At 28.3% G+C, this 26,958-nt stretch carries 21 protein-coding genes and 2 pseudogenes; 5 read left to right on the top strand and 18 right to left on the bottom strand.

The annotated features are described in order from the left end of the window. Positions 1-693: 693 nt before the first annotated feature. The 3 genes and pseudogenes from lolA to M9397_RS03325 form a co-directional block, all read right to left on the bottom strand. Complete coding sequence (lolA, locus tag M9397_RS00720) at positions 694-1,317, bottom strand: outer membrane lipoprotein periplasmic chaperone LolA (RefSeq protein ID WP_250227061.1); 624 nt, start codon at positions 1,315-1,317, stop codon at positions 694-696. 139 nt (positions 1,318-1,456) lie between these two features. After that, positions 1,457-2,662, bottom strand: a pseudogene (locus tag M9397_RS03330) (DNA translocase FtsK); the annotation flags it as partial. A gap of 762 nt (positions 2,663-3,424) precedes the next feature. Beyond that, positions 3,425-3,817, bottom strand: a pseudogene (locus M9397_RS03325) (DNA translocase FtsK 4TM domain-containing protein); the annotation flags it as partial. Positions 3,818-4,292: 475 nt separating this feature from the next. On the opposite strand from M9397_RS03325, the gene trxB reads away from it, so the two are divergent. Both trxB and infA read left to right on the top strand, forming a co-directional pair. Continuing rightward, positions 4,293-5,264 (top strand): thioredoxin-disulfide reductase, encoded by a 972-nt coding sequence (trxB, locus tag M9397_RS00710; protein ID WP_250227059.1) that lies wholly within the window; start codon positions 4,293-4,295, stop codon positions 5,262-5,264. 470 nt (positions 5,265-5,734) lie between these two features. Next, the gene (gene infA / locus M9397_RS00705) at positions 5,735-5,953 is read left to right on the top strand and encodes a translation initiation factor IF-1 (RefSeq protein ID WP_250227058.1); all 219 of its coding nucleotides are present in this window, start codon (positions 5,735-5,737) and stop codon (positions 5,951-5,953) included. 115 nt (positions 5,954-6,068) lie between these two features. Here infA and M9397_RS00700 read toward each other — a convergent pair whose 3' ends face one another. Continuing rightward, positions 6,069-8,228, bottom strand: a complete 2,160-nt coding sequence (locus M9397_RS00700; protein WP_250259775.1) for a TonB-dependent copper receptor — start codon at positions 8,226-8,228, stop codon at positions 6,069-6,071. Between the two features lie 603 nt (positions 8,229-8,831). On the opposite strand from M9397_RS00700, the gene M9397_RS00695 reads away from it, so the two are divergent. After that, entirely contained in the window at positions 8,832-9,470 is a 639-nt protein-coding gene (locus tag M9397_RS00695; RefSeq protein WP_250227056.1) for a winged helix-turn-helix domain-containing protein, read from the top strand. A gap of 866 nt (positions 9,471-10,336) precedes the next feature. Here the strand turns inward: M9397_RS00695 and M9397_RS00690 are convergent. After that, positions 10,337-10,981, bottom strand: coding sequence for a transglycosylase SLT domain-containing protein (locus M9397_RS00690; RefSeq protein ID WP_250227055.1), 645 nt, complete (start codon positions 10,979-10,981; stop codon positions 10,337-10,339). Positions 10,982-11,445: 464 nt separating this feature from the next. Continuing rightward, positions 11,446-11,910 (bottom strand): manganese-binding transcriptional regulator MntR, encoded by a 465-nt coding sequence (gene mntR / locus M9397_RS00685; protein WP_250227054.1) that lies wholly within the window; start codon positions 11,908-11,910, stop codon positions 11,446-11,448. 738 nt (positions 11,911-12,648) lie between these two features. Here mntR and mnmA point away from each other — a divergent pair. Together mnmA and purB are read left to right on the top strand one after the other, a co-directional pair. Further along, the gene (mnmA, locus tag M9397_RS00680) at positions 12,649-13,752 is read left to right on the top strand and encodes a tRNA 2-thiouridine(34) synthase MnmA (protein ID WP_250259773.1); all 1,104 of its coding nucleotides are present in this window, start codon (positions 12,649-12,651) and stop codon (positions 13,750-13,752) included. Positions 13,753-14,173: 421 nt separating this feature from the next. Continuing rightward, entirely contained in the window at positions 14,174-15,553 is a 1,380-nt protein-coding gene (gene purB / locus M9397_RS00675) for an adenylosuccinate lyase (protein WP_250227229.1), read from the top strand. Between the two features lie 280 nt (positions 15,554-15,833). Here the strand turns inward: purB and M9397_RS00670 are convergent, their stop codons facing one another. The 12 genes from M9397_RS00670 to fabD form a co-directional block, all read right to left on the bottom strand. Then, positions 15,834-17,069: an FtsX-like permease family protein gene (locus tag M9397_RS00670; protein WP_250259772.1), complete on the bottom strand. Its 1,236-nt coding sequence runs from the start codon at positions 17,067-17,069 to the stop codon at positions 15,834-15,836. Positions 17,070-17,079: 10 nt separating this feature from the next. Next, a complete protein-coding gene (locus M9397_RS00665) occupies positions 17,080-17,781 on the bottom strand; it encodes an ABC transporter ATP-binding protein (RefSeq protein ID WP_250227051.1) in 702 nt (233 codons plus the stop codon). Further along, entirely contained in the window at positions 17,774-18,979 is a 1,206-nt protein-coding gene (gene lolC / locus M9397_RS00660; RefSeq protein ID WP_250227050.1) for a lipoprotein-releasing ABC transporter permease subunit LolC, read from the bottom strand. Before lolC ends, M9397_RS00665 begins: the two co-directional genes overlap by 8 nt. Positions 18,980-19,200: 221 nt before the next feature. Continuing rightward, the gene (locus tag M9397_RS00655) at positions 19,201-19,710 is read right to left on the bottom strand and encodes a penicillin-binding protein activator LpoB (protein WP_250227049.1); all 510 of its coding nucleotides are present in this window, start codon (positions 19,708-19,710) and stop codon (positions 19,201-19,203) included. Between the two features lie 219 nt (positions 19,711-19,929). Then, entirely contained in the window at positions 19,930-20,298 is a 369-nt protein-coding gene (locus M9397_RS00650; RefSeq protein ID WP_250227048.1) for an HIT domain-containing protein, read from the bottom strand. A gap of 280 nt (positions 20,299-20,578) precedes the next feature. After that, positions 20,579-21,364, bottom strand: coding sequence for a YchF/TatD family DNA exonuclease (locus M9397_RS00645; RefSeq protein WP_250227228.1), 786 nt, complete (start codon positions 21,362-21,364; stop codon positions 20,579-20,581). Between the two features lie 16 nt (positions 21,365-21,380). Then, positions 21,381-22,385 carry a DNA polymerase III subunit delta' C-terminal domain-containing protein gene (locus M9397_RS00640; RefSeq protein WP_250227047.1) on the bottom strand — a complete coding sequence of 335 codons (1,005 nt, stop codon included), beginning with the start codon at positions 22,383-22,385 and terminating at the stop codon, positions 21,381-21,383. A 6-nt stretch (positions 22,386-22,391) separates the two neighbouring features. After that, positions 22,392-23,030: a dTMP kinase gene (tmk, locus tag M9397_RS00635; protein WP_250227046.1), complete on the bottom strand. Its 639-nt coding sequence runs from the start codon at positions 23,028-23,030 to the stop codon at positions 22,392-22,394. Between the two features lie 370 nt (positions 23,031-23,400). After that, positions 23,401-24,225: an aminodeoxychorismate lyase gene (gene pabC, locus M9397_RS00630; RefSeq protein WP_250227045.1), complete on the bottom strand. Its 825-nt coding sequence runs from the start codon at positions 24,223-24,225 to the stop codon at positions 23,401-23,403. A 624-nt stretch (positions 24,226-24,849) separates the two neighbouring features. Next, entirely contained in the window at positions 24,850-25,107 is a 258-nt protein-coding gene (gene acpP, locus M9397_RS00625) for an acyl carrier protein (RefSeq protein ID WP_250227044.1), read from the bottom strand. Positions 25,108-25,242: 135 nt separating this feature from the next. After that, entirely contained in the window at positions 25,243-25,977 is a 735-nt protein-coding gene (gene fabG / locus M9397_RS00620; RefSeq protein ID WP_250227043.1) for a 3-oxoacyl-ACP reductase FabG, read from the bottom strand. Between the two features lie 29 nt (positions 25,978-26,006). Then, positions 26,007-26,945, bottom strand: coding sequence for an ACP S-malonyltransferase (gene fabD, locus M9397_RS00615; protein ID WP_250227227.1), 939 nt, complete (start codon positions 26,943-26,945; stop codon positions 26,007-26,009). Between the last annotated feature and the right edge of the window lie 13 nt (positions 26,946-26,958).

Below are 26,958 nucleotides of genomic sequence, written 5' to 3'. Positions count from 1 at the left end.
ATTTACATTATTATAAATAATAATCTATTTATATTTGCATTAATTACAATCCACAATGTCATATAATTCAGTATGCAAATATAGAATACCGCTATTTATTATGTTAAATGATGTTTCAAGTACATATATATGCTTGCCTAATACATATTCAATTTGATTCTTTAAAAATATTTAAAAATCAATGAGTGTATTTAAGATGCATGTGTACAAATCACTACGCAGTAACACTATATAGCATTTTTAATTCTTTTAACAAACACAATACCTCTTTTCGTATATCAACATGCCTACATAATAAAATGAAATAACTTGAAAACAATTTAAATGACTTCACTCTTCTTTAATAAGAGCACGAAATATATAACATATATATCCACAATAGTACTCCCTGTTGCCCTTCAGTAACACAAAACGTACTCTTGTGTAATATTTTTATAACATAAAAACTGTTGTGCATGCGCACAACAGTTGGATAATCAAATACAGCGCATTACTAAAGAATGTCAAACTGTAATATTTTTTTAAATTTCTTTTATTATATAGATATCATGATATACGTCAAACTCCCAACAATATATCAACAAAAATTAACTCAACACGATTTATATAATTTTATGTGTATATGCATGCATATCAAATATAATAATTTCCTTGTGTATTTAACTCAATATCCAATTAATTATCTAATAAACATTATTTTCTTTGATCGTCTAATTGAATATCTTCTGAAGGAATGAAATCAAACTTACTTATATCAATACTATTATTACTCTTTTTATTTAATAAATAATAATCTACACGTTGTCCTTTTTCTTCGAAAATACTAAATCTCTCAATTGAGCCACAAGCAGTGATCTCAATTCTACATTCTTTTAAATCAAAATTATTACCCACTGGTATTAAAGAAAAAAAATCTCCTTGTTGAGATACAACATATTCATTCCATGAATATACATTATCACTAAAAAACAACATAAAAAAAATATTATCAGAAAAGTCGTGTAACCAATACGCAGTCGCTTGTTTGATAGAAGGAATATAAAACCAAAGTGTTTTCCCATCAGATATTAAAAAATTTTCTTCAGGAGATATCATATGCCAATTAAATAAATTAGGACGTTTTACCCATAATTCCCCGTGAGATTCTAATATCGTATTGTTATCAGAATTAACAACTTTTTGAACAAAATGTACATAAAAATTACTTATTTTTTTAAGGCGATTTTGTAATATAAAAACAGATGTATCATCAGCTACTGCTGTAATAATTATCATTATAACGCTTAAAAATCCAGCATATATTATCTGTTTCATCATTCTTAGTTAATTATCTCTATAATCGTTAAAATATTGTTAAAATAAATAATTAACTTTAAATATCCGGCTATGCACATCTTCATGTTCACCATAATAATTTTTAATGACTCATAAAGAATCATACGCTAATCATTTTATTTTTCCAAAAATTAGTTACTGCATGTATTTCTTGGTCTTCTATGAATGCTCCATGCACCCGAGTAGATATGGAAGAATTAGGTCCTAAATATAACATATCGCCCATACCTAATAAAGATTCCGCTCCAGATTGATCCAGAATAGTACGAGAATCTATCTTACTCGATACAGTAAAAGCTATACGCGATGGAATATTTGCTTTAATTACTCCAGTAATTACATTAACTGACGGTCTCTGAGTTGCTAAAATTACATGAATCCCAGCAGCGCGGGCCTTTTGTGTTAAACGAATAACCAATTCTTCCACTTTTTTTGTTGTGGTCATCATCAAATCTGAAAATTCATCTACAATAATTACAATATAAGGTAATTTTTTTAATTTATCAGAATAAGATACAATCTTATCGTTCATGTATTTACCGATAATATTATTTGTTACACATTTGTTAGAATAAAATTGGGTGACATGGTTGTTATAATTTTCTAAATTTCGAACGCCAAGTATAGCCATCAGTTTATAACGACGCTCCATCTCCTTTATACACCATTGTAATACTTCATAAACTTCTTGTGTATTAGTAATAATTTTTTTTAAAAGATGAGGAATACCTGAATATACTGATAATTCTAAAATTTTAGGATCAATCATAATAAAACGTACTTCTTCGGGCGTAGCCTTATATAAAAGACCAATAATCATAGCATTAATCCCCACAGATTTACCTGAACCAGTAGTTCCCGCAATTAATAAATGGGGCATAGATTTAAGATCTACAACTAACGGTTTTCCAGATATATCTTTTCCTAAAACTAACGCCAATGGAGTACTGATATTTCTGAACTGTTCTGAACTGATTATGTCTCCCAAATATACTGTTTTTCGTTTTTTATTAGGAATTTCTAATCCAATATATGGAGTACCAGGAATTATATCCACTACTTTAACAGAATTTGTGTATAAAACACGAGCTAAATCACGCGATAAATTAGAAATTCTTGACGATTTTATACCTGGTGACAAACTCAATTCAAATCGAGTAATGACCGGTCCAGGAACAATATTAACCACCTTTGCTGTAATGTGATATTCTAGTAATTTCGATTCTAGTAATTGAGCATGTTCTTTTAACTCCAAGAAATCTATCATTGTTTTTTCTGAAGAAGATGTAGTCAATAAATTTATATCTGGAAAAGTAACACTAGTTTTGTCATAAAAAAAATCATAATGATGTCTTATAGGCATATTTTTATCTTTAAAAAAAGGCACATTTCGTTTTATGCTCTTGTTAATAACAATGGGAATTTTTTGATCAATATTATTTCTATCAGTACATATTACATTTAAATCTTGTGTCCATGACGCATTATGTTTTTGTTCTCTTTTATCAAAACGATACATATCGTTATTACTACAAATTTTTTCGTCATATTTATTAATGTTTACAGAACATTTTTCTTCTTTATAACTAACATTAGTCACATTTTTTTTTTGATAATCATCATAACCTGATTGTCTTATGAATAATTTGAAGTGGGATACTAAGTACTCAATACAATTGAGACCTTGACGAAATATCTTGATCTCTGAAATACATTTCATTTTCAGAGAATTATTTCTTAAGGTAGGGCTACATTGTTTAGTAGATTTGATAATATTTTTAGATATATCAGGGACGATGTGTATGTTTAATAAATCATTTCTTGAAATTTTTAAAAAATTAAGATCCTGTGGAAAAGAAACCAATGGATACATAAATCGCTGAGTGCATGATTTTCGATGAATAAATCGATATCTATATTTTTTGTAACAAAAAAATAATGTACTTAAATAGGATAAATAATTACATAATTGATTCTTGATAGTTTTCAACACCATCCAAAAAAAACTATTAAAAAACACTATAATATCAATAATCCCAATCAAAAAAAACAAAATTATACTGATATGATGAGTTATTTGTGTATACGATGAAATAAAATGGTACGATATACTTCCTAGCATACCACCAGAAGAAAAATAAAAAAAATCATCCATCATTATATGGGCTAATCCACAGCATGCGAATAATAGTATTAATATACCTATTAATTTAAATATAAAAATAAGAATAGTAATACGCATACCCTGTACACAAATCCTCCAAAGATAAAAAAATATAAACAACGGAATTATATAAACTGGAATACCAAAAGTAAAAAACAAGAAATCAGAAATTTTCGCTCCAAACATACCTCCAAAGTTATGAATAGATCCATGCCACATGGTCTGTAACCATCCAGGATCTGCAGGATTAAAACTAATTAATGCGACAATTAAATATAATAAAGTTATGCTTATACCAATGAATATAAAATTAATCACTAAAAATATCTCTTACTTCACTTAAGGATTAATAAAAATTTTATTAAATAGTTATTTTATTTATTTCAAGTATTGCGTTTAATTTTTAAATACTAATACTGTTAATTGATATGAATAATTATTCACAATACAATTGTGACATATATTCAATATACATAACATGTGAATGTGCATATACTAATTTACAAAACCATAATAATATGATATTTCAAATATATTATCTCAATACTATATATGTATCTTTAACAAAGATCGCATTCTAATACAGTTTAGAACACTTTTAATCTTCTACAAAGCGCGATTGATGCATATTGCAAATATATCTCGTAAATACATTCAATTTTTTATGTGAGTTAGTGTTAATTACAGTATTATATATTACAAGTGATAGACTTATAGTATTCACTATAATCCTTAAAAAATATTCATGCTTACCTCAAATGATTGAGATAACATACAAGGAGATACAATCATCATGACAATAAAAAAACATTGCAAGCTACTCATATTAGGAACAGGCCCCGCTGGATATACTGCAGCTATTTATGCGGCACGAGCTAATTTAAATCCTGTATTAGTTACTGGGTTAGAAATAGGAGGACAACTGAACACCACTACAGATATAGAAAATTGGCCTGGAGATCCAAAAAATCTCACTGGACCTATGCTAATGAATCGTATGCATGCACACGCTACTTGTTTACATACAGAAATTGTTTCTGATCACATCTTGAAAGTAAATTTCAAACAATACCCGTTCCATTTATATGGTAATACATACGAATATATGTGTGACGCTTTAATCATAAGTACAGGAGGATATGCTCGCACTCTTGGCATACTTTCTGAAGAAAAATATAAAGGAAAGGGAGTATCTTCATGTGCTACTTGTGATGGATTTTTTTTTAATAAACAAATTGTTGCAGTTGTTGGGGGCGGCAATACAGCAGTAGAGGAAAGTTTATATTTATCTAATATTGCTTCGAAGGTTCATCTTATTCACCGTCGTTCCAAATTTAGCGCAGAAAAAATATTAATCAATAGACTCATGAATAAAGTAGAAAACGGAAATATTGTTTTACATACTCATCATATTGTTAAAGAAATTTTAGGTAATGGTACAGAAGTTACCGGTTTATGTGTAACAGACTTAACACAAGATAAGGAACACATAATCAATCTTCAAGGTATATTTATCGCTATTGGATATAATCCAAATACTTCTATATTCAATGATCAACTTGTATTAAACAATGGATATATTTGCGTACAATCCGGTATGAATGGCAACGTAACAGCTACTTCTGTTCCAGGCATATTTGCAGCAGGAGACGTTATAGATCACAGCTATCGTCAAGCAATTACTGCAGCTGGATCAGGCTGTATGGCTGCAATAGACGCTGAACATTACTTATCTGCTATCTATTTTAATACAACAAACAAATAAAAGCACATTCTAATAATTATTTATTAATTTATAAATAAAATTTGTAATTATCTATATTTATAAAATACAAAAATCCACATTAATATTTAACAAATATAACTAATACCTGCATGCTACTTAATATACACAGTAACAACGTTTAAATAAATATATAAATTTGACTATACAATATATATATAAGTATATTGTAACTTGAATATATGCAATACAACATAAAAATAAGATTCGTACTTTAAAACAAAAATACACACATCTAAAAATAAACACAATAAATAACTAACTTTTAACAATATAGACCCTATTATGCTCTATTATAGTTGTTTGTTATTTATAACTATATTTGAAAAATAAACTCCTGAATTTATTAAATTTAAATATTTAAATTATCGTATGCACGATAATCAACACTTGATTATATTTTAATCTTATGAGAAAATTTTAGACCAATTTTTAATTTTTTAGAGATCATAATGACAAAAGAAGATAATTTCGAAATGCACGGTATCATATTAGATACCTTACCTAATACGATGTTTCGTGTAAAATTAGAAAATGGACACGTCATTATAGCACATATTTCTGGTAAAATTAGAAAAAACTATATTCGAATATTAACAGGAGATAAAGTAACTGTTGAACTAACACCATACGATTTAAGTAAAGGAAGAATTATTTTTCGTAGTCGATAATAAAAAGCTCCACAATATAGTTTCAAACTTTTATATATATGCACCTTACAAAGGAATTACGGATACTAATCTGTATATCTTGATTTATTACACTATTTTTTATATCTTTCATTGTTTATAATTCCATCCCTAATTTAATCCACCAAGTGCGCCCTGGTTCATAAATCAAAGTACCATCAGAATATCCAAATCGTTTATGGACACACGAATTCAGATATTCTCTATAATTATGATTTAATAAATTATCTACACCGACACTAAATTTATAAAACTGAGAACCTTTCCATGTCAAATGCATGGATAATATTCCAAATCCTGAAGCAGGATGACAATCTACACCCGTATAAGACAACATATTTTTAGGAACAACAGACTTCGATTTCGACAGCATCAACGAATTATTAACAGATTGTGCTAATGCCAACCTCCATTTTGCAGCTATACTACAACTCCCTTGTATCCATTGACATATAATCCTACCTTCTAATGGAGGATTTCTAAATAAAATACAGCCATCATCAATATTCATACCCCAAGCCCACGATATATTTGTTTCAGTGCGCCAATGATCATTAAATTGATAATTCAATCCGGCTTCAGTACCACATATTTTAGCATAGATGTTTTCCGCGTAATTAATACTACTATCTCGCATAGTATCATCATTAGGATGATTACATAAAATAAAATCTTTAACATATCCAGCATAAGATGATATCCATCCATTCATTTGTAGATATTGAAAACACGTTCCTATGTCTATTTGAACAGCTTTTTCAGGTTTTAATTGAAAAATATCGTCTATATTAATGTCGTTACCGGATTTAGTATAAAACAATTCCCAAAAATCAGGAAAACGCAAACTCGTTCCTACACCAACATAATACGACAACAACGGACTAATCTCATCCTCATAACGTATAAACCCAGAAGGATATACCATACCGTTTCGCTTATATTTAGAACAATTATTAAAATTAATTACACTGTATTCTAGTCGCGTACCTCCAATCAATCTCCTGTTTGATAATGAATTCACAGTCAATTCAGTAAATATACCAGCATCTCTAGAGAGAATATCCGATTTCCAATCAGAATCATATTCCAAATATGCTCTATGTGTATTAATTTGAACATCTGCACCACTACAACATTTGATGTTGTCCCACTGAGATACAGCAATACCTCGTACACCCCATATTAAACGATCAACATTATTATTAACATTGCCATTAAACCCGCAACATTTTTTGGTAGTGGACAATCCTGTACTATGAGATACAGTATCAGCCATAATATGGTTAACATAATTACGCCAAGCTTGCAATTCAATTTTATCCAACACTTTACTGATATCTGTGGTTTCCATTTTCAGTCCATAACTTTCTCTAGCAAAACATAATCCATCCATGGGTCGAGCAGCATAATTTGCAGTGCCATTTCCTTGTCCCAAACTAACTTCTAGATATGTATCTGTACTTAGATTACATGATAAAATCGCATCAGCGTTCCATTTATACCACGCAGAATGTACCTGCCCTTTATTGCCATCATGATAATCGTCTGAACGAGAAATATTGCCTATTAATCTAATATAGCCATGTTTATTCCCCATAATACTATCTATATTTTTATCTATTTTATTATTTGCACCGATTGTTATATTACTTCGCAATTGAATTTTTGGCTTATCAAAACGAGGGTGATATCGTTCAAATTGTAATGTACCCGCAGATGTTGCAGGGCCCCATAGTACTGTCTGCGGACCTTTAATAATATTCAAAATATCAAAAGTCTCTGGAAAAATATAAGCACTAACAGGATCCATATGAGAAAAACACGCACCAAGTATTTCCCCACTATCCATCAAAATGCGTATTCGAGATCCAAACATTCCCCTAAACACTGGTTCATTATTTACTCCTCCATTACGAATCACAGAAAATCCCGCAATACTTTTCAAATAATCAGAAGCATCCACTACATACAACGATTGCAAAGATATTGAAGGAGAATCGCTAACAATCAGTGGAGAATTTTTTGGTAAAATAATAGTTATGACATCATCATTCATTTTTTCTTGAAATAATATGGGTAATTTTTGTATACCACTAGATATTGATATCGAAGTATCTTGAGGTTTATGCATAACGGATACATTATTTGAATAAGCTTGAGAACCATTAAAAATAAATATGATTACTACAAAACATACCAAAGATGACATCATATGGATTAACTGTTTAAAAGTATAAAAAAGTTTTCCATATACCATATATATTCTCGTAACTATTACATACTTCTTACAAAATTAAACAATCATCCACACAATATATATTAAAAACTCAATTTCTTCTAATATAAAATTAGATAAATCAACAATATCAACAATCTCAATTGAAAACCGATCATTGCTAATTACACGTGAAATATTTATACTCTTTACAAATATCATAATCCTTAAAAAAATTACAACCTACGCGATATTAAACTTTTTAAATATTATATTAACACTGATACAACTAAAATAGTTACTATACTGCATACTCAAACTACAGTTTCATCAACATAATTTATTTAATTTATTAAAAGAACTAACTAAACAAATCAATTATTAAAATAATATTCATTTTCCTAACACATATTTTAATAAACTAGATTTTTATAAAATATTGTTATACTATCAATAAATAAACTGTAAATACATCTGCAATCTAAGCAACATAAATTACAATCATGTTAATGCATTTTCATGATGAAATATTTTTTATAGTATTTATTATATATTTTAGTCAAAAAAAATTATATTATTTGAACCTTATTTAAACAATGGTGTAAATGTTGATTCACCCATGCACAGTTCATATAGAGTAATTAAATGAAATATGTCATTCAATCAACTATAATATTTGATACTACAGAATATACTCTGACATTATTAACTGATTCCAGAACATCAGTAAAAATGTCTAATTCTGCTGGAAGGGTATTAGAAGAACTGATTAAACACCGCAATATTGATATTTGCGCACCAGTCACTCGAGAACACTTATTTTCAACCGTTTGGAGATCTTATGGACTTGAACCATCTAACGGAAACTTAAATCAACAAATTAGTTTAATACGAAAAACTTTCACTTCTTTCGGATTAGATTCTTCATCCATCATAACTATTCCCAAACGAGGACTAAAGCTAAACAATCAATTGATCATAGAAAAAATACACGAAGATCGCCCATATGTGTCTCCTCTCCCATATAAAACCACAGATCAAAACAATAATTCATTATCATCTTCTATTTTGCTAAATATAAAAGCTCATATAAAATATATGATTACTCTGACGATAATGGTCGCAATATTAATTAGTATTGGTTTCGTATATTTATATACTAAAAAAGATCATATTAAATTATATTGTTGTAAAGAAATAAACTCATGCAATATTTGTACTTTTCATTCAGAATTGGGATTTGAATGTAACGACTGCACTACGCAGTGCACTGAAATTACATAGAATAGTCAAATAGCTTATTTAATTAAAACTCATATCGCATTACATCTTGATAGATACTCTAAACGTGTTAATTATCATTTAATAATTACCAGTAACATATTAACAATATGTATACATTTCTTTATATATTTCCTTCAATCTATAACTTACTTCTTTAATTAAAGCAACTATTTATAAATTTAATCAAATAAATTAACCAAATTAAAAGCACCTTCTTTTTTTTACTACAATTTAACGAACATTATGATATATCTATTAATCTATTTGTTTAACACACAATGTCATATTGTCAACAACGTTCACTATATTACTCATCATTATTTAATCTTTACTAAAAAATTACATTATAAACAATAATAATCACAAAAATTAAAAAAATTATTGTTTTCTAATTCATTGTCTGATAAAATAATACAAATAAAAATCATATTATATCTAAATCATGCAGATAAACTGATATACGTACTGTGCACAACAATAATTAAATGCATATCATCAGATATATATAAATATCTATATTATCCATCAAAATTTTATACATAGATTATGCGCTAAATAAAATGCTTGTTAATCGTTTAGTTTTAAAAAGTATTTTTTTTATATTTATAATATCGTTATAAACACCTTAACTTAATTAGAACAACAATTCATTATCGTCCAAAAGTCTATCGACATCTATATTCATTCATTTCGATACCGACTAAAACTAAATATATCCATTTACTTATTTAAATTATAAATATCCAACTTAATTGAATAAATTATTCCAATAATATGTTTCGTCAAAAATCACAATTATCATTGACATACATCTCACAAAACTTATCAAAAATAAAATTTTTAGTATAAATCACTTACTATTATCATTAATTTTTCGCAACATAAATAGAATTAACTTTAGACAAATAACGTTGTGCTTGTTTAGATGGATGATGAGACTGTATATATTGGTAAAATTGTTCCGGATCAAGTTTGTTTATTTTTTCAATAGCACAATTACGATCAATAGAAAATGTTTTCAACAACGCACCTAACCCATTCACATAAGCGACAATTATAGCGTAACGTCTAGTTTTTGCATCAATAATTCCTTCCAATTGTTTTTGCAATATAGATAAATAAGCAGTGCCGAGATCAATATTAATAGCAGCATTTTTCAATTCATGAACACTAGGCTCTCCTCTCCACCCTTTTAAACGATAAGCATCTCTTCCTGCAGTATCCGCTTTAAGTTGCATTAATCCAACAGCATTAGATTTACTGATCACGGTCGGATTATAATTAGATTCTACTTGAATAATAGCTTTCACTAAAGACGCATCTACTCCATAACTCATAGCACAATAATGAATATAATCATTATACATAGATGGTGTCATACGTTTAGGAAGATAAATTGCATTGTATTTTGAATTAGTATATAATGTCCATGTAGCATTTTTTTCAATATTTTTTTGAGCACAAGTTGTGAATAGAAAAATTACAACTAAATATATTATACATATCTTCATAATTTCATGATTTTATAATCAAAATATAAACTTTTTCATAAAATCATTATATAAAAGTGATGTTTTCATATTTTAAAAATTAGTTTTCCATAAAATTAACAATTAAAATATGTAGGAACATTTATTTATATATATACATTTATATATAAATACATCATGATTCATGTTACCTTTTTTATCATGTAAATAATTATATTTAAAGTATATACTAAAAATATCAAAACATTGATGATTTTACATATAACAAAATATTTTGTTGAATAAATAAAGATAACATAAGTTTTATACGTTTATTTTATTCAAATGAAATAATAACCTCTTAAATAAATTTAAACAAAAAATTATTAAAATAAAAACCCAAATAAAAACATCTATAACACCATTGTAGGTTACAAAATGATTTATAATACAGAATATTTAAACTTATTGCTTCTTATATATATCTATGTAAAGTAAATAGATAATCATCTATTGAAGCGCTCAGAAAATTGAAAAAACGCTAACAATGTTTCATTGCTGACATGATGTTCCATTCCTTCTGCATCTCTTTGCGCAATTTTCTTGTTAACACCTAAATCTATTAAAAAAGTTTTTACAATTTTATGTCGTATATGATTTTCATTAGCCAATTGTCTCCCTTGCTCTGTCAACGACACTCCACAATAACGTTTTTGCTTAATCAAAGAGGAAGCAAGTAACTTTTTTAACATTTTCGCTACTGTTGGTTGCCTTACTCCAAGTCTTAATGCTAAATCTACTTGACGAGCTTCCCCACGCTCTTGAATTAAATCTGCAATTAATTCAATATAATCATCAATACGCTCACGTCGATGTGCTGCTCGAACCTGGATAAATCCTTGTAAATTATCTGTTTTTTTTATAAAACATGCTAAATTATTGGACAATATTTCTATATTATTTTTAGTCATAAAAAAATCTCATTCTACATAATTACAAATCAACAATACTTTCTTATCGATTACACAAGGAGATATTGTGTTTTAATGAATAACATCGTTATATACTTGTTTGTATATATAAATATAACAATTAAGAATCTACATTCTATGCTCACATATCAGTAAATACTGATATATCAACTAATGTATATAAATAAAAAAAATAACAAATATTACATTTATACTAATAAAAAAATAGAAATAAATTAAATGTATTGCTCTAATACTGACTCATTAAATAAAAAACAACTATCTACAATATTTAGATTCACTTCTTTAATTATATCTTTCAAAGATTAATCACATAAAAAATATCTTGATCTATCATGATTTATCCATATATTGAATGTATTATGGCGATAATCACAACATGTTTGGATAAAATAATAATTGATTGATAGCATATTGACTAAAACACATATAATATATTTTATGTTACTTTAAATGACGATGATATCATTGGATATATTATATCATTTATATTTATAGCTTAAACAAATATCTTTTGATTACGGTATTCTATATGAATCAAAAGATATTTGTTTTTCCAAAATACATATTTTACAAATTTAAACATTATAAAACATACAAATGATTCGATATACTATTACTATCCGTATATATTTGCATAAATAAATATTATAAAACACAAAATCCTTATATTACATATTTCATAAATCATTTATACCTTTAATATTATTATAAATTATGTCATACAATCACGCAAAAAAAGTAATTGTTGGTATGTCGGGCGGTGTAGATTCTTCTGTATCTGCATGGTTATTACAACAACAAGGATATAAAGTAGAAGGTTTATTTATGAAAAATTGGGAAGATGACGATACCTCAGAATATTGCTCATCAGCATCTGATTTATTAGATACTCATTCTGTGTGCGATAATTTAGGCATATACCTGCACACTATAAACTTCTCTAAAGAATATTGGGAAAATGTATTTCAGGTATTTTTAGAAGAATACAGAATGGGTCGCACTCCTAACCCGGATATACTCTGTAATAAAGAGATTAAATTTAAGAATTTTTTAGAATTTGCACTAAAAGATCTAGGAGCAGATCTCATTGCCACCGGACATTATGCCCGCCGTCTTGATGTAAATCAAGAAACTTATCTAATACGTGGTACAGATGAAAATAAAGATCAAAGTTATTTTTTATATACACTCAGCTACAAACAACTTAAACAATGTTTATTTCCTGTAGGAATATTAAATAAATCTCAAGTTAGAAATATCGCTAAAAAATTAAACTTAATCACAGCAAACAAAAAAGACTCAACTGGTATCTGTTTTATTGGAAAACGTAAATTCAAAGATTTTATTAGCAATTATATACCAATACGACCAGGGGTTATAATTGATATAAATGGAGATATAATTGGAACACACCAAGGAGTATCGTTTTATACCTTAGGACAAAGAAAAGGCCTAAAAATAGGTGGAATAAAACAAGGAAATGGACAACCATGGTATGTGGTAGATAAAGATATATCAAACAATATATTAATTGCAGCACAAGGCCGCAATCATCCACGGCTGATGTCTATCGCGTTCATTACCGAACAAACCCAGTGGGTAAAACGACACACACTTACATCGCCTTTATATTGCACAGTTAAAACCAGATATAGACATCCCGATATACAATGTCAGGTATACCCTCTTTTAAACAATAATCTTAAAGTTATTTTAAAAATTCCGGTTTTGGCAATTACGCCAGGGCAATCAGCAGTATTTTACTTAAAAGAACGTTGTTTGGGCGGAGGAATTATTACAAAAACATACCCTTTCTAAATTCCAAAACACCAGAATAATTGGTCTAAAAAATATCAATAATATCAATATTAAAATCAAATATAACTAATCGTTATTACATTAATTTACACTTTCATCATAGATGAATAAATGTTACAATTCTATAAATCTAGTTACAACTAAATTCTATAAATAAATATGAATTTAATCAATCATTCAATATTCTTCAAAATAATTTCTGTCATTATGATACGTTGTTATTGATTATAATCATCCCGTATATTTTGATACAATAGTGCCAATGTTATTCGTAGTCACCTACATTTGCAAAATGAAAATTTCGTATAAAAATTAAAAGATTTTAAGATACACATATTATTATCTTAAATAAACTTTTAATATTTAAATATAATAAAAATATAAATATCCCATTACAATTATAAAGAGGAGAAAAAATGTGATAGCATTATCCCCCCTAACTGTTATATCTCCTATTGATGGCCGTTATTACAAACAAACTGATCCCTTACGTAATATTTTTAGTGAATTCAGTTTACTAAAATTCCGCGTTCAAATAGAGATTCATTGGTTCAAAAAAATAGCCAACACAATTTCTATTAAAGAAATACCACCTTTTACAGAAATTGAATGTGATTTCTTAAATAAACTAGTAATCAATTTTAATATTAAAGACGCAGAACATATTAAAGAAATAGAAAAAATTACTAATCATGATCTCAAGGCAATAGAATATTTTTTAAAATCAAAAATTAGCATATTACCTAATCTAAAAAAAGTCAGTGAATTTATTCATTTCGCTTGTACTTCAGACGATATTAACAATCTTGCATATGGATTAATGCTGACTAATACTAGAAAAACTGTTTTTTTGCCCATTTGGAAAAAAATCATTAATGAAATAAAAAAAATGAGTCTGCATTATAAAAATATTCCTATGTTATCTAGAACTCATGGACAACCCGCTACTCCTTCCACTATCGGGAAAGAAATGGCTAATTTTGCATACCGTTTGATGCGTCAATACTATCAATTAAGATCAATAAAAATTTTAGGAAAAATTAATGGTGCTGTAGGAAACTACAACGCTCATGTTATAGCATATCCAGAAATAAATTGGAGAAAATTCAGTGAAGAATTTGTTGTCTCTTTAGGTATGGAATGGAATCCTTATACAACACAAATAGAACCACATGATTATATTGCCGAACTATCCGACTGTATTGCAAGGTTCAATACCATCTTAATAAATTTTAATAGAGACATATGGGGTTATATTGCTCTCAACTATTTTAAACAAAATCATAACACTACTACAGTTGGATCCTCTACCATGCCATATAAAGTAAATCCTATAGACTTTGAAAATTCTGAAGGAAATTTAGGATTGGCAAACGCCATGTTGAATCATTTTTCTGCTAAATTACCAATATCACGTTGGCAGCGTGATTTAAGCGATTCTACTGTTCTAAGAAATCTAGGAATGGCAATGGGGTATTCCTTAATTGCCTATCATAGCGCATTAAAAGGAATAAAAACACTGAAAGTTAACAAACAATACGTGTTAACTGAACTAAATAAAAACTGGATAATATTAAGCGAAGCTATTCAAACAGTAATGCGACGACACAATATACACAAATCTTATGAATGTACAAAAAAATTCGTCAGTAACTCAGAAATTAATCCGGAAAAAATAAAAATTTTTATTGAATCATTGCCATTACCAACAACAGAAAAAAAAAGATTACAAAAAATTACCCCACTTGATTACACAGGTTTAGCAGAAGACATCACAAATGACATCACTGATATAATATAATAAAATAATTAATCAATTCATACGTAATTCAATCATCATTACGATACAACAATCGTAACATATAGCTAATGTTTGCTATTTAATTTAATGCATAAAAACCAAAATACTCGCATTATAATAATATAATGTATAATAAACCATATATACAGCATCATATTATTATATTTATTATTAAATTTAATTTTTTATTGATAATGCGATTATATAGCCTAATCATATTACTTACTTATTTAAAAAACTATCAATGATACTCTAACAAAAAAATCATAATATATACCTATTATTTTAATATTTTAGACAAATTAACCCGTCTTGTTTTTGATGCTGCATACCAACTAGTTAATGAACCCAGTAATAATGTGATACTTAATATCAATAATATGTCCCACTCACTTAACTTAACAGGTAAAAAATTAACAAAATAAGCTCCTTCTGATAAAATTTTATTACCTAATAGCCCATTAAATGTTGTAATAAAATTCGTTAAATTAAAAGTTATAAAGACACCCACTCCAGTACCTACAATACCAGAAATCGTGTAAATAATTAACCCGTACAAAAAAAATACACGTTGAATTAAAATACTTTTAGCTCCTAACGCACGCATTATCGCAATATCATAATTTTTATCTTTTATTGACAAAATCAATGCAGCAATTACATTAAAACAAGAAATACCTATAATTAAAATCATTGATAAATATATAATTATGCGAACCATTTGAATATCTTTATAAATATATCCATAAGTTTCCATCCAACTGCACACATAAACCTGATGGTTAAGCATGCTTTTAATTTTATATAGTATTCTATTAACGGAAAAAATATTATTAATCTTAATAGCTATTCCCGAAACATCTGACGTTTTATCATAATAATGTTGTATATCTGATAAAGACATTATAGCAATGTTATAATCTAATTGACTATTTAAACTTAATATTCCAGCTACTTGTAAGCGAATTTTTTTAGATGACAATAGTTTATTGTTCGAACGAAAATCATTAGTAGTTAAAACAGTAACCCAATCACCTGCTTTAATTCCTAAACTTTCTGATATGCCTTTCCCTACAATAATTTGTCCTATATTTTCACAAAAATATTTCCAAGAATCTTTTTCTATAAAATTAAGCAATGTACTGTCATATAAATTTTGCTTTAAATCTATACTTCTAATATAAACCACATTCCATTTATTGTTAAATTCAACAACTCCATAAAAATTAATATAAGGCGTTGCATGAATAATATCTGGTATCTGACGAATACATCTCAAAGCTGTTTTCCAATCAATGAATGGTGCTATTATTGGTTCGATTTCTCCATGAGGAATAACTGCCAAAATACGATTATTTAATTCATATTCAAAACCATTCATTGTGCTTAATGCAATTATAGATATTATTATTCCTATAGTAATACTAATAACGGAAATCAAAGACATTGAAGATAATAAAATATTACTACTCGAACCTCGATAAAATTTTAATGCAATTTGAAAAGATAACATCATCTATAAATAACTACCTAAACGAATCATGCTGCATCAGTTTTATTTTACCATTAGATATCATTAATATCTTATGACACTGCTTAGCCAAATTCAAATCATGAGTTGCTATTATAAATGTTGTGCCATAACATGTATTCAGATCTTTTAATAATTGAAAAATATTATCTGAATTTTTTTGATCTAAATTACCGGTTGGTTCATCAGCTAATATTAAAACTGGATTATTTACGATAGCTCGAGCTATACTAACTCGTTGACTTTCTCCTCCAGATAATTCATGAGGAAAAGAATGAATTCGATTTATTAATCCAACTGATTCTAATACGCATTGCGCTTTATTTTTTGATTGATTAAACTCAAGACCTCCAATCAACAAGGGCATTGCTACATTTTCTAAAACATTAAAATCTGACAATAAATGATGAAATTGATAAACAAACCCTATACGTTTATTACGTATCATAGCGCGTTCATTGTCAGTTAATTGATGTAACCCATGGCCCTCAAAAAATACCTTCCCCTCAGTTGGTTTATCTAATCCTCCAAGCAAATGTAACAATGTACTCTTACCAGAGCCAGATGTCCCTACTACAGCAACAATTTCATTAGTTTGTATAGTCAAAGTAATACAATTCAACACTTTAATTAAAAAATCAGCACGTTGATAATATTTTGTTAACCGAACACAATACAACAATGGGATATCAGTCATAACGTAAAATTTTTGCAGGATGAAAAGAAGCTGCACGCCACGAAGGATATAATGTAGCTAATAAGATTATACTAAACGTAATGAACATTATACTTAATATTTGAGAATATTTTATTTCTATAGGTAGAAATATAGTATTGGGAAGTATTTTAAAAAACAATAATATTTGATTTAATTTATGAGATAATAATACCCCTGATACTGTTCCTAACACAATTCCAAAAAAACCATTAGTAATTCCTTGAATCATAAAAATAAAGACAATCTGTCGGCGAGTAAAACCATATGTTTTAAGTATTGCAATGTCTGTTCTTTTTTCTAATATTAATAACACTAAAAAAGAAACAATATTAAAACCTGCTGCTATTATAATTAAACTTAACAATAAAGACATTACATTTTTTTCTATTTTCATCGCTTGAAATAAAGATCCCTGATATTCTCTCCAATCTTTCCAAACCCAGTCTTTATACAATCGCACTTTTTGAATGTAGTTAGCGAGTAAACAAGGTTCATGTAGCCATAAACGCCATCCAGTAACACATTCTGATGGATAATGCATTAACGCAGAAGCATCTGATTGATGAACTAATACTTGATAAGAATCAACTGCACTATTAGTAATATAAATATCTAACACTGTAAACAAACGTTGACTGGGAATATAGCCAATAGGAGTCTTCTGCATAACTGAAGGAATAATTAAACGAACTTGATCATTAATACGTACTTTAAGTTGTTTTGCTAATGTTGAACCAATAATTACGTAATATTTTCCTAAAATTAATTGATTTTCATGTTTATTTACTAAATAATTACATAATGGTTCAAAAAAGTTTGGATCAATCCCTAACATAACTCCAAACGATATTTTCTTAGCACTTTGTAGTATCACATTGGATACTACCAACGGTTGATTACGTATGATATTGTGTAACTGATCTAATACTGAGTTTGGTTCATCTTTAACATGTACGTATCCTTTGGGAGTCGTAAGTAATGCATGAGGTATGAAATTAAGAAGATTCTGTTTAAACTCACGCTCAAAACCATTCATGACCGATAATACAGTTATCATAGCCATCACACCTATCATAATTGCAACGCTAGAAACCCAATAAATATACCGACCAAATTGATCTATCGATTTTCCCAAAATATAACGTATCGCAATAAATAATATAGTTGATCGATGCATCAATATTTGTTTGGATCACCCCATAAATATAAAAACAATTATATATTTTATATTATATGAAATATATAATGAAATGCACATCTGCATATAGACGCAATATTTATAAAAAAATACATATAATTATGTAATCAAATTTTAATCACTGAATTATTTCTCAGTATTGCATTTTCAATACATCAAAAGAATCTTTACATTCCCAGTATATCCATACTCTTAAACAACTATTTATATCCTACAGAACTATTAACAATACGTAAAATCTCACCAGTTTTAACTGATATCAATTGCAATTCTAAATTTGGTTGTACTGAATCTCCAGAAGCAATGCTATACAAAATATAATTCGCTTTTAAGTAATTTGCTATTTTAATAGAAAAATTATAAGAATTTCTATTATCTTCTGGAAACACCCCCCATTCTCTATACACAGAATACAATACTTTCATATCGACAACATTATACTTTTGGGTATTATCTGCAATATAACGAATTAAAATATCCGTAATTTTACTAGCCTGCAAAATACCATTAGTTTTATTATTTACTATGTTTACTAATAACACGCTATCACGTTCAATATTATCAAAAAAAAATACACTTTGTAACATTTTTAATAACACCGGTTGCCAATTAATTAAATTAATTTTTGATGGTGTTAATAAAGTAGGTTTGGTCGTCAAAATAGGTACATTATTGTTACATACCCCAACATGGTCATCTAAAACAATCATACTAAGAAATAGATATATTATTTGTTTATTCACAATTATATATAAGATGTTGTTGATAACAATAAAATAAATATTATTACAAAAAATTTTTATTTAATAACATGAATTTCATTCAACAAGCGACGCACATTATTGTTCACATATCGTACATATATATAAACAAGTACACCTTCTTATTTAAGAAAATACACAAAACTGATGATGATGAACAATTTATTTTTAATTAAACTTGTTATTATCTTGTTGTAACAAAGGACCTAAAGGTTTCCCACCTAACAAATGCATATGGAGATGATAAATTTCTTGACCGGCATGATTATTACAATTCACTATTAAACGATAACCTGACACATGTATATTCTTTTGTTCAGCAATTTTTGCTGCCACTATAAATAACCTACCCAACATTATTTCATCATGAATTGTTGCCTGATTAACAGTAGGAATCAAAATATTAGGAACAATCAATACATGAACCGGCGCCTTAGGATGTAAATCATAAAAAGCAGTAACTAACTCATCTTGATATAAGATATCAGTTTTGACTTTTTTTTGAATAATATTTATAAAAATATTGTCTTTTTTCATAACTTATCCCATTTCTACAAATAATAGAAATCCTACAATGATTTTTTTAAACGCATTAACCAATATTACACTCCTAACATAACAACATATAGACTACAACTATATTTATTTTTATATACTATTTCTATATTTTTCCCCTATTATTACTATAGAGATGAATCTTACACTTACTGACACATAATACATTCAGTATAATTATCACATCCTAAAAATTAATAAAAATACGAAAAATAATCTATTCATACATACCATGTGTATCACATACATACTACCTATAATTTTATTTCAAATGAAACAAGGTACGAAAATTAGATGTAGTGATAACTGCTAATTCATCCATATCCATATTTTTTATAAATGCTACATATTTAGCAATTTCATATATGCGAGCAGGTTGATTCTCTTGTCCTCTATAAGGAACTGGAGTTAAATAAGGAGAATCAGTTTCTAATAAAATACGATCAAAAGGTACATATTTAATTACTTCTTTCATCATATAAGATTTAGTAAACGTTATCATTCCAGAAAAAGATATATAAAAATTGAGATCTAACAACAATCTTGCAGCATCTATACCTTCGCTAAAACAATGTAATATACCCCCGCACTCTTCTGCCGATTCTGAGCGTAAAAGAGTGATAGTATCCTTACAGGAATCACGGCTATGTACAATAATTGGCTTTTTTGCTGCTTTAGCAACCCGAATATGTTCTCGAAATGCATTTTGTTGTTTTTTTTTACTATCTGATTCTAATTTATGATAATAATCTAATCCAGTTTCACCGATAGCTACTACATTCCTTTTAGAAGACAAAATATACAATTTTTCACTATCAACATTCTTAACATTATATACATATGTAGGATGTACTCCGCAAGAAAACACAACATCACTTCTATATCCAATTAATTTCACCATATCATCATAATCCGACATAGTGAGGCTCACCGACAAAACCAACTGAACTCCCTTGGTTTTAGCTTTATTCAAAACATCTGATACATTTTTATGAATATTTGGATAACTTAATTGATTTAGATGACAATGAGAATCCACTAAAAACATAGCATTATATACCCCATTAATGCCAACAAGATTCAACAGTACCTTGTTGCCAATTTAATAATCGATAAGTTAATAATAATTCGCGATCAACATTATTAAATTCTTGAAAATAACGTGACAACACCAACCATTGTTGTAACTGACGACTTAAAGACACAATGTCCCAATGCACTGTAACAACAGTAATTAGTTCGAATTGATCTAAATTTATTATAAATCTTTTTTTTATCCCTTGCTTCCATTTTAATGCATCGACAAGTACAGTTATCAACCAATACAAATACATATCATTTTTACAAGTACTTAAAAATGGAACAAGTTTTAAAAAATCCCTGTTTGTAATTACATAATGTATACATTTGCATAAATCTAATCGTTGTTTCCATAAACCTAATTTAAACATTTCTTCAGCTTCTATAGGGGACCCATCACATAAACGTAATGCACATTGCGCCAACAAAATATTATTTATCCCTTCTCGATTTTTCATTAACCACTGCAATCCGATCGATTCCTTCGGAGATATAATAGACCATCGCATACATCTACTTAACAACGTCAGTGACATTCTCATACAATCTCGAGTTTTTAAAAAAAAATAAGTATTTGTTGGAGGATCATCAAGTGTTTTTAATAATACGTTAATAGCCTGATCAGTTAAATATTCCACATGTTTTTTTACATAGATTATTTTTACTTTATTTTGGTGTGCATGGTTGTATATAGAATTAATGCACACCCGAATAGTATCTACACCTATAGTTTGAGTATTATTCTCAGGACTGATTTCATAATAATCTGGATGATGCCCTACATTCATTAATCTACAATCATAACAAATATTGCAGTATTGATTCTCGTTAGGACGAGAACAAATCAACCAACGCGCAATAGCATAAATCAAAGTATTTTCACCATTGTTTCGTTTACTATTCAAAAGTAATGCATGATGTCCTCTATCTTTTCGATAAGCATTTAATATTTGATTATAAATAATATTTAACCAAGGATACCGTATCATTATAACTTATTCCCATGAGTGTAAGAACCACCAATCTAAATGTCTATAAATCGAAACAGAAACTTCTTCTAAATTTTGAGTAGCATCAATCGTGATAATATTTTTTTTTTCAGAAGCTAATTTTTTATAACAAGAGCGTACACGATTAAAAAAACTCAGTGGTTCTTGTTCAATACGATCCAATTTCTTTCTATGATTTACACGAGACATGCTTAATTCCGGAGAAATATCAAGATAAAATGTCAAATCTGGAGATAAGTTATTCGTAATCTTATTTGATAAAGTATGCAATAAAAATGTATCAATGCCTCTCCCACCTCCTTGATATGCCTGAGAAGATAAATCAAATCTATCCCCAATTACCCAATAACCTTTAGATAAAGCTGGCTTAATAACATTTTCTACTAATTGCAATCGTGCAGCGTATATCATCAATAATTCTGATATACTATCAATAGGCTCACTCATAGGACCACCGTATTTAATTAATACACGTAACAAATCCGAAACCGGAGTTCCTCCGGGTTCATGAGTGGTCAAAATATTAGTGATACCATATTGATTTAAGTATTTACTTATTCTATAAGCAATAGTAGTTTTTCCAGAACCATCTAACCCTTCAATTGTTATAAACCTATTTTCCATAACATCCTGATATAAGATTGTGTGATCATTGTTATTTAATTACTTATTAAAATCACATCAAATTTCACATATTTATAAAAATAAACAGAAATTAAAGTATAATTCTTATATACCCTCTAATCGTATCTTTTCAACTATATAACCACAAAATCAAAAACAATAAAATCTAATTAATTCTAAAAATACAACAATAATGATTTACACCACACGAATTCAAATATCATTTTTCACACTACATGATGATATCATCGTTAATAACAATTATTATTAAAATCATTAGTTACTCTCGAATACATTGACACAACATATAATGCTACCAACAAATATCAGAAATATTTTTTGCATGTTATTTTAATGACATTAAAAATATTTAAATTTTATTATGTATAATGTGAGAACGTAGCAAACAAAATAATGTTCTATCTGAATATAAACAATCATCAATTGAATTAACTGACGCTAATGGTAACAAAGAATTTGTAATAAAAACCTCATTTGCACTTTTTAAATGTTCAGGTCCAACCGTTACTTCCCGTATACAGTATCCTAATTTTGGCAACAATTTTAATACCAATTGACGCATAGTTCCATTAACACCAGCATGATATAAAGATGGAGTAAATACTTGGTATTTATATCTCCAAAAAATATTAGCACTGCAACATTCTATAACATTTCCATCAGTGTCCAAAACTAAAGCTTCATCAGTTGCTTTATTTTTACTTAACCAAATGGAAATCATAACTTGTTCTAATCTATTGAGATGTTTAATCCCTGCTAAAAAAGAGTTACGTGCTAAACGCACAACACTCGTTCTCAAACGAATTCCATAATGAATCCAGCGCATATAATATTTTGGTAATCGACTAACATGAATGATACGTAATGGCTCAATATCATTGTTGCATTGATATCCATATAATCCGTAACTATTATTTCTACTTATTATTACTTTAATAACACTATACATATCGTTATATGCAGCTGCCTGCTGCATTTCTTTATGAAGAAGATTGAAATTAAAATTATTAAACATTAACCTTCTCGCTGAACAGACCAATCTATCCATATGCCAATCTAAAAAATCTATTTTTCCATTCTGTAATCTAGCAGTCGTGAAAAATCCATCTCCAAAATGTAAAGCACGATTATTTAACAATATTGTTTTTTTTGAAATTCCATTCACCCAATACATTTTAATCTCAATTAATCAACCTTTAATAATGATGAATAAATTTATTCGTATAACCAAATGCTACAATTTCTGAATGAGCATACATAAAAAAGACAAACATTATTTTTTATTTATATACACTGCACGTTGTCACATCAACACAAATACAAATATAAATATATATTAACACATACAATATCAACGCATATATAATAAATTCCCGCCACTTTATATCTCTACGCGTACAAATTTTTTATTTTAATCTCATTGTCATGCAACACTTATAATATCTTCCATTTTATAATCAAAAAACGTTGATATTCATATAAACAATGTGCACTATAAAAGTGCATTACTATATTTAAATATTCATATATTATTACTAGTATTGCATACTAGTATTCGATTTTATTTATTAAAATAATTCAGTGAATCACTAATCAATAATATATACTTAAAGTGAAGTGCTATACCAATATAATTTTACTAAATTATATAAAAACAATTCTACATGCACATTAAATTAATTACATACGTCTCAAGAACTATCTCCAATAGAATTCAATTCCATATCAACGAATTAAAAATATAATTTACCAAACATCATTTATATCTTACTTAATACAACAAAATAAATATATCATTTTATAATTCATTGCTTTTATTTCGTTGATGATGACTGGTAATAAAATCTATTGCTGCCTGAACAGTTGTAATTTTTTCGGCTTCTTCATCTGGAATTTCAGTATCAAACTCTTCCTCTAACGCCATAACCAACTCAACAGTATCCAGAGAATCCGCACCAAGGTCATCAACAAATGAAGCATGATTTACCACTTCCTCTTGTTTCACCCCTAATTGTTCAGAAATAATTGTTTTTACTTTTTCTTCTATAGTGCTCATATTTTTATTTTCCTATCAAAATGTGCTTATACGAGAGTATTCAATAACATAAAACACACTGCATTGCATAACGAGGAATAAAAATTACATTTTATTTTCTTAGATTTGTATTTCCAACAAATCACACAAAATAAATTAACCCATATACATTCCTCCATTAATATGCATCGTCTGCCCAGTGATATAATTTGAATGATCAGAAGCAAAAAATATTACCGCATAGGCCACATCTTTTGGATCTCCAAAACGATTAACCGGTATCTGCAATAAAATATCATTTTTTTGTTTATCAGTTAATTTTTTAACCATATCTGTACAAATAAATCCTGGTGTTACCAAATTAACCGTAATGCCTCTAGAAGCAACTTCACGAGCTAAAGACTTAGTAAACCCAATCAATCCTGATTTAGCAGCCGAATAATTTGATTGCCCAGCATTACCCATAAGACCAACTACAGAGCCAATATTAATAATTCTACCATAATGTTTTTTAATCATCGATTTTATTACCGCTTTAGACATACGGTATACAGCAGTTAAATTGACATCAATAACAGATTGCCATGCATCATCTTTCATATATAACAAAATGTTATCTTGAACGATACCAGCGTTATTTACTAATATATCAACATTACCAAATTCTTGGCGTATTTTTTCAAAAAAAAGATCAATAGAACATTTATCTGTAACATTTAATTGCATTCCTTTTCCTTGATTTCTTAAATATCTATTAATATCTTTAACACCTAATTCACTAGTTGCAGTCCCTATGACAGTAGCCCCATACATTGCAAACGTTTCGACAATAGCACGACCAATACCGCGACGAGCACCAGTTACTAAAACAATTTTTTCATTAAAATTCATCCTACATGTACTCCTCTTATACAAATATATTAATTCTCATTAATTCTAATTGCGTCTAATAAAGAAATAGGATCATTTACTGACAAACTAAATGCATCACTAATAGTGCTATGTATCAATCTAGTTAATATTTTTCCAGGTCCCATTTCTACAAATCTCTTAATTTTTCGATGAACACAATATTGCACGATTGCATTCCAACGCACTGGAGTATATAATTGTCGTATTAATGCACTACGAATATCATTCGGTTCCCACTCAATGCACACATCAACATTATTTATTACTGGTATTCTAGGAGTAATGACCGTGACTTTTTCTAATTCTTCTCTGAATCTTTCAACCACCGGTTTCATTAGTGAGCAATGTGACGGAACACTAATCGGTAGCATAAATGCATGTTTTGCTCCTGCATTTTTGCAACACAAGTTGACACGATTTACTGCTTCTTTATGTCCGGAAATAACTACATGTCCAGGCGCATTAAAACTAGCGGGAGAAACAATTTGATCTTGTTGCGCTGCTTTACATAATTCACAAACAATGTCATCACTTAACCCAATAATTGCAGACATTGCTCCGATTCCATCCGGTATTACTTCTTGCATTAACATACCACGTATCATAACCAATTTAGCTGCAGAACATAAATCCATGCTTCCCGAGCATACTAAAGCAGAATATTCTCCTAAGCTATGACCAGCCATTATCTTTGGTATGCAACCTCCCTTCTGTTTCCATATTCTCCAAACAGCCACTGAAGCTGTTAGAATAGCCGGCTGTGCTCGATAAGTTTTATTTAATTCTGTAGCAGGTCCGCTCTGTACTAATTTCCATATATCATAACCTAATACCCCCGATACTTCAGAAAAAGTCTCTTCTACCAACGGGTAATGTTCTGCAAGAGTGCTTAACATTCCTACTTTTTGAGCTGCCTGTCCCGGAAATATCATAGCTAATGTACTCATAATCATTAATATT

This window comes from Blochmannia endosymbiont of Camponotus sp. C-003, assembly GCF_023585685.1.
In the GTDB taxonomy this organism is placed as follows: domain Bacteria; phylum Pseudomonadota; class Gammaproteobacteria; order Enterobacterales; family Enterobacteriaceae; genus Blochmanniella.
This window is presented reverse-complemented; position numbering and strand designations above follow the sequence as displayed.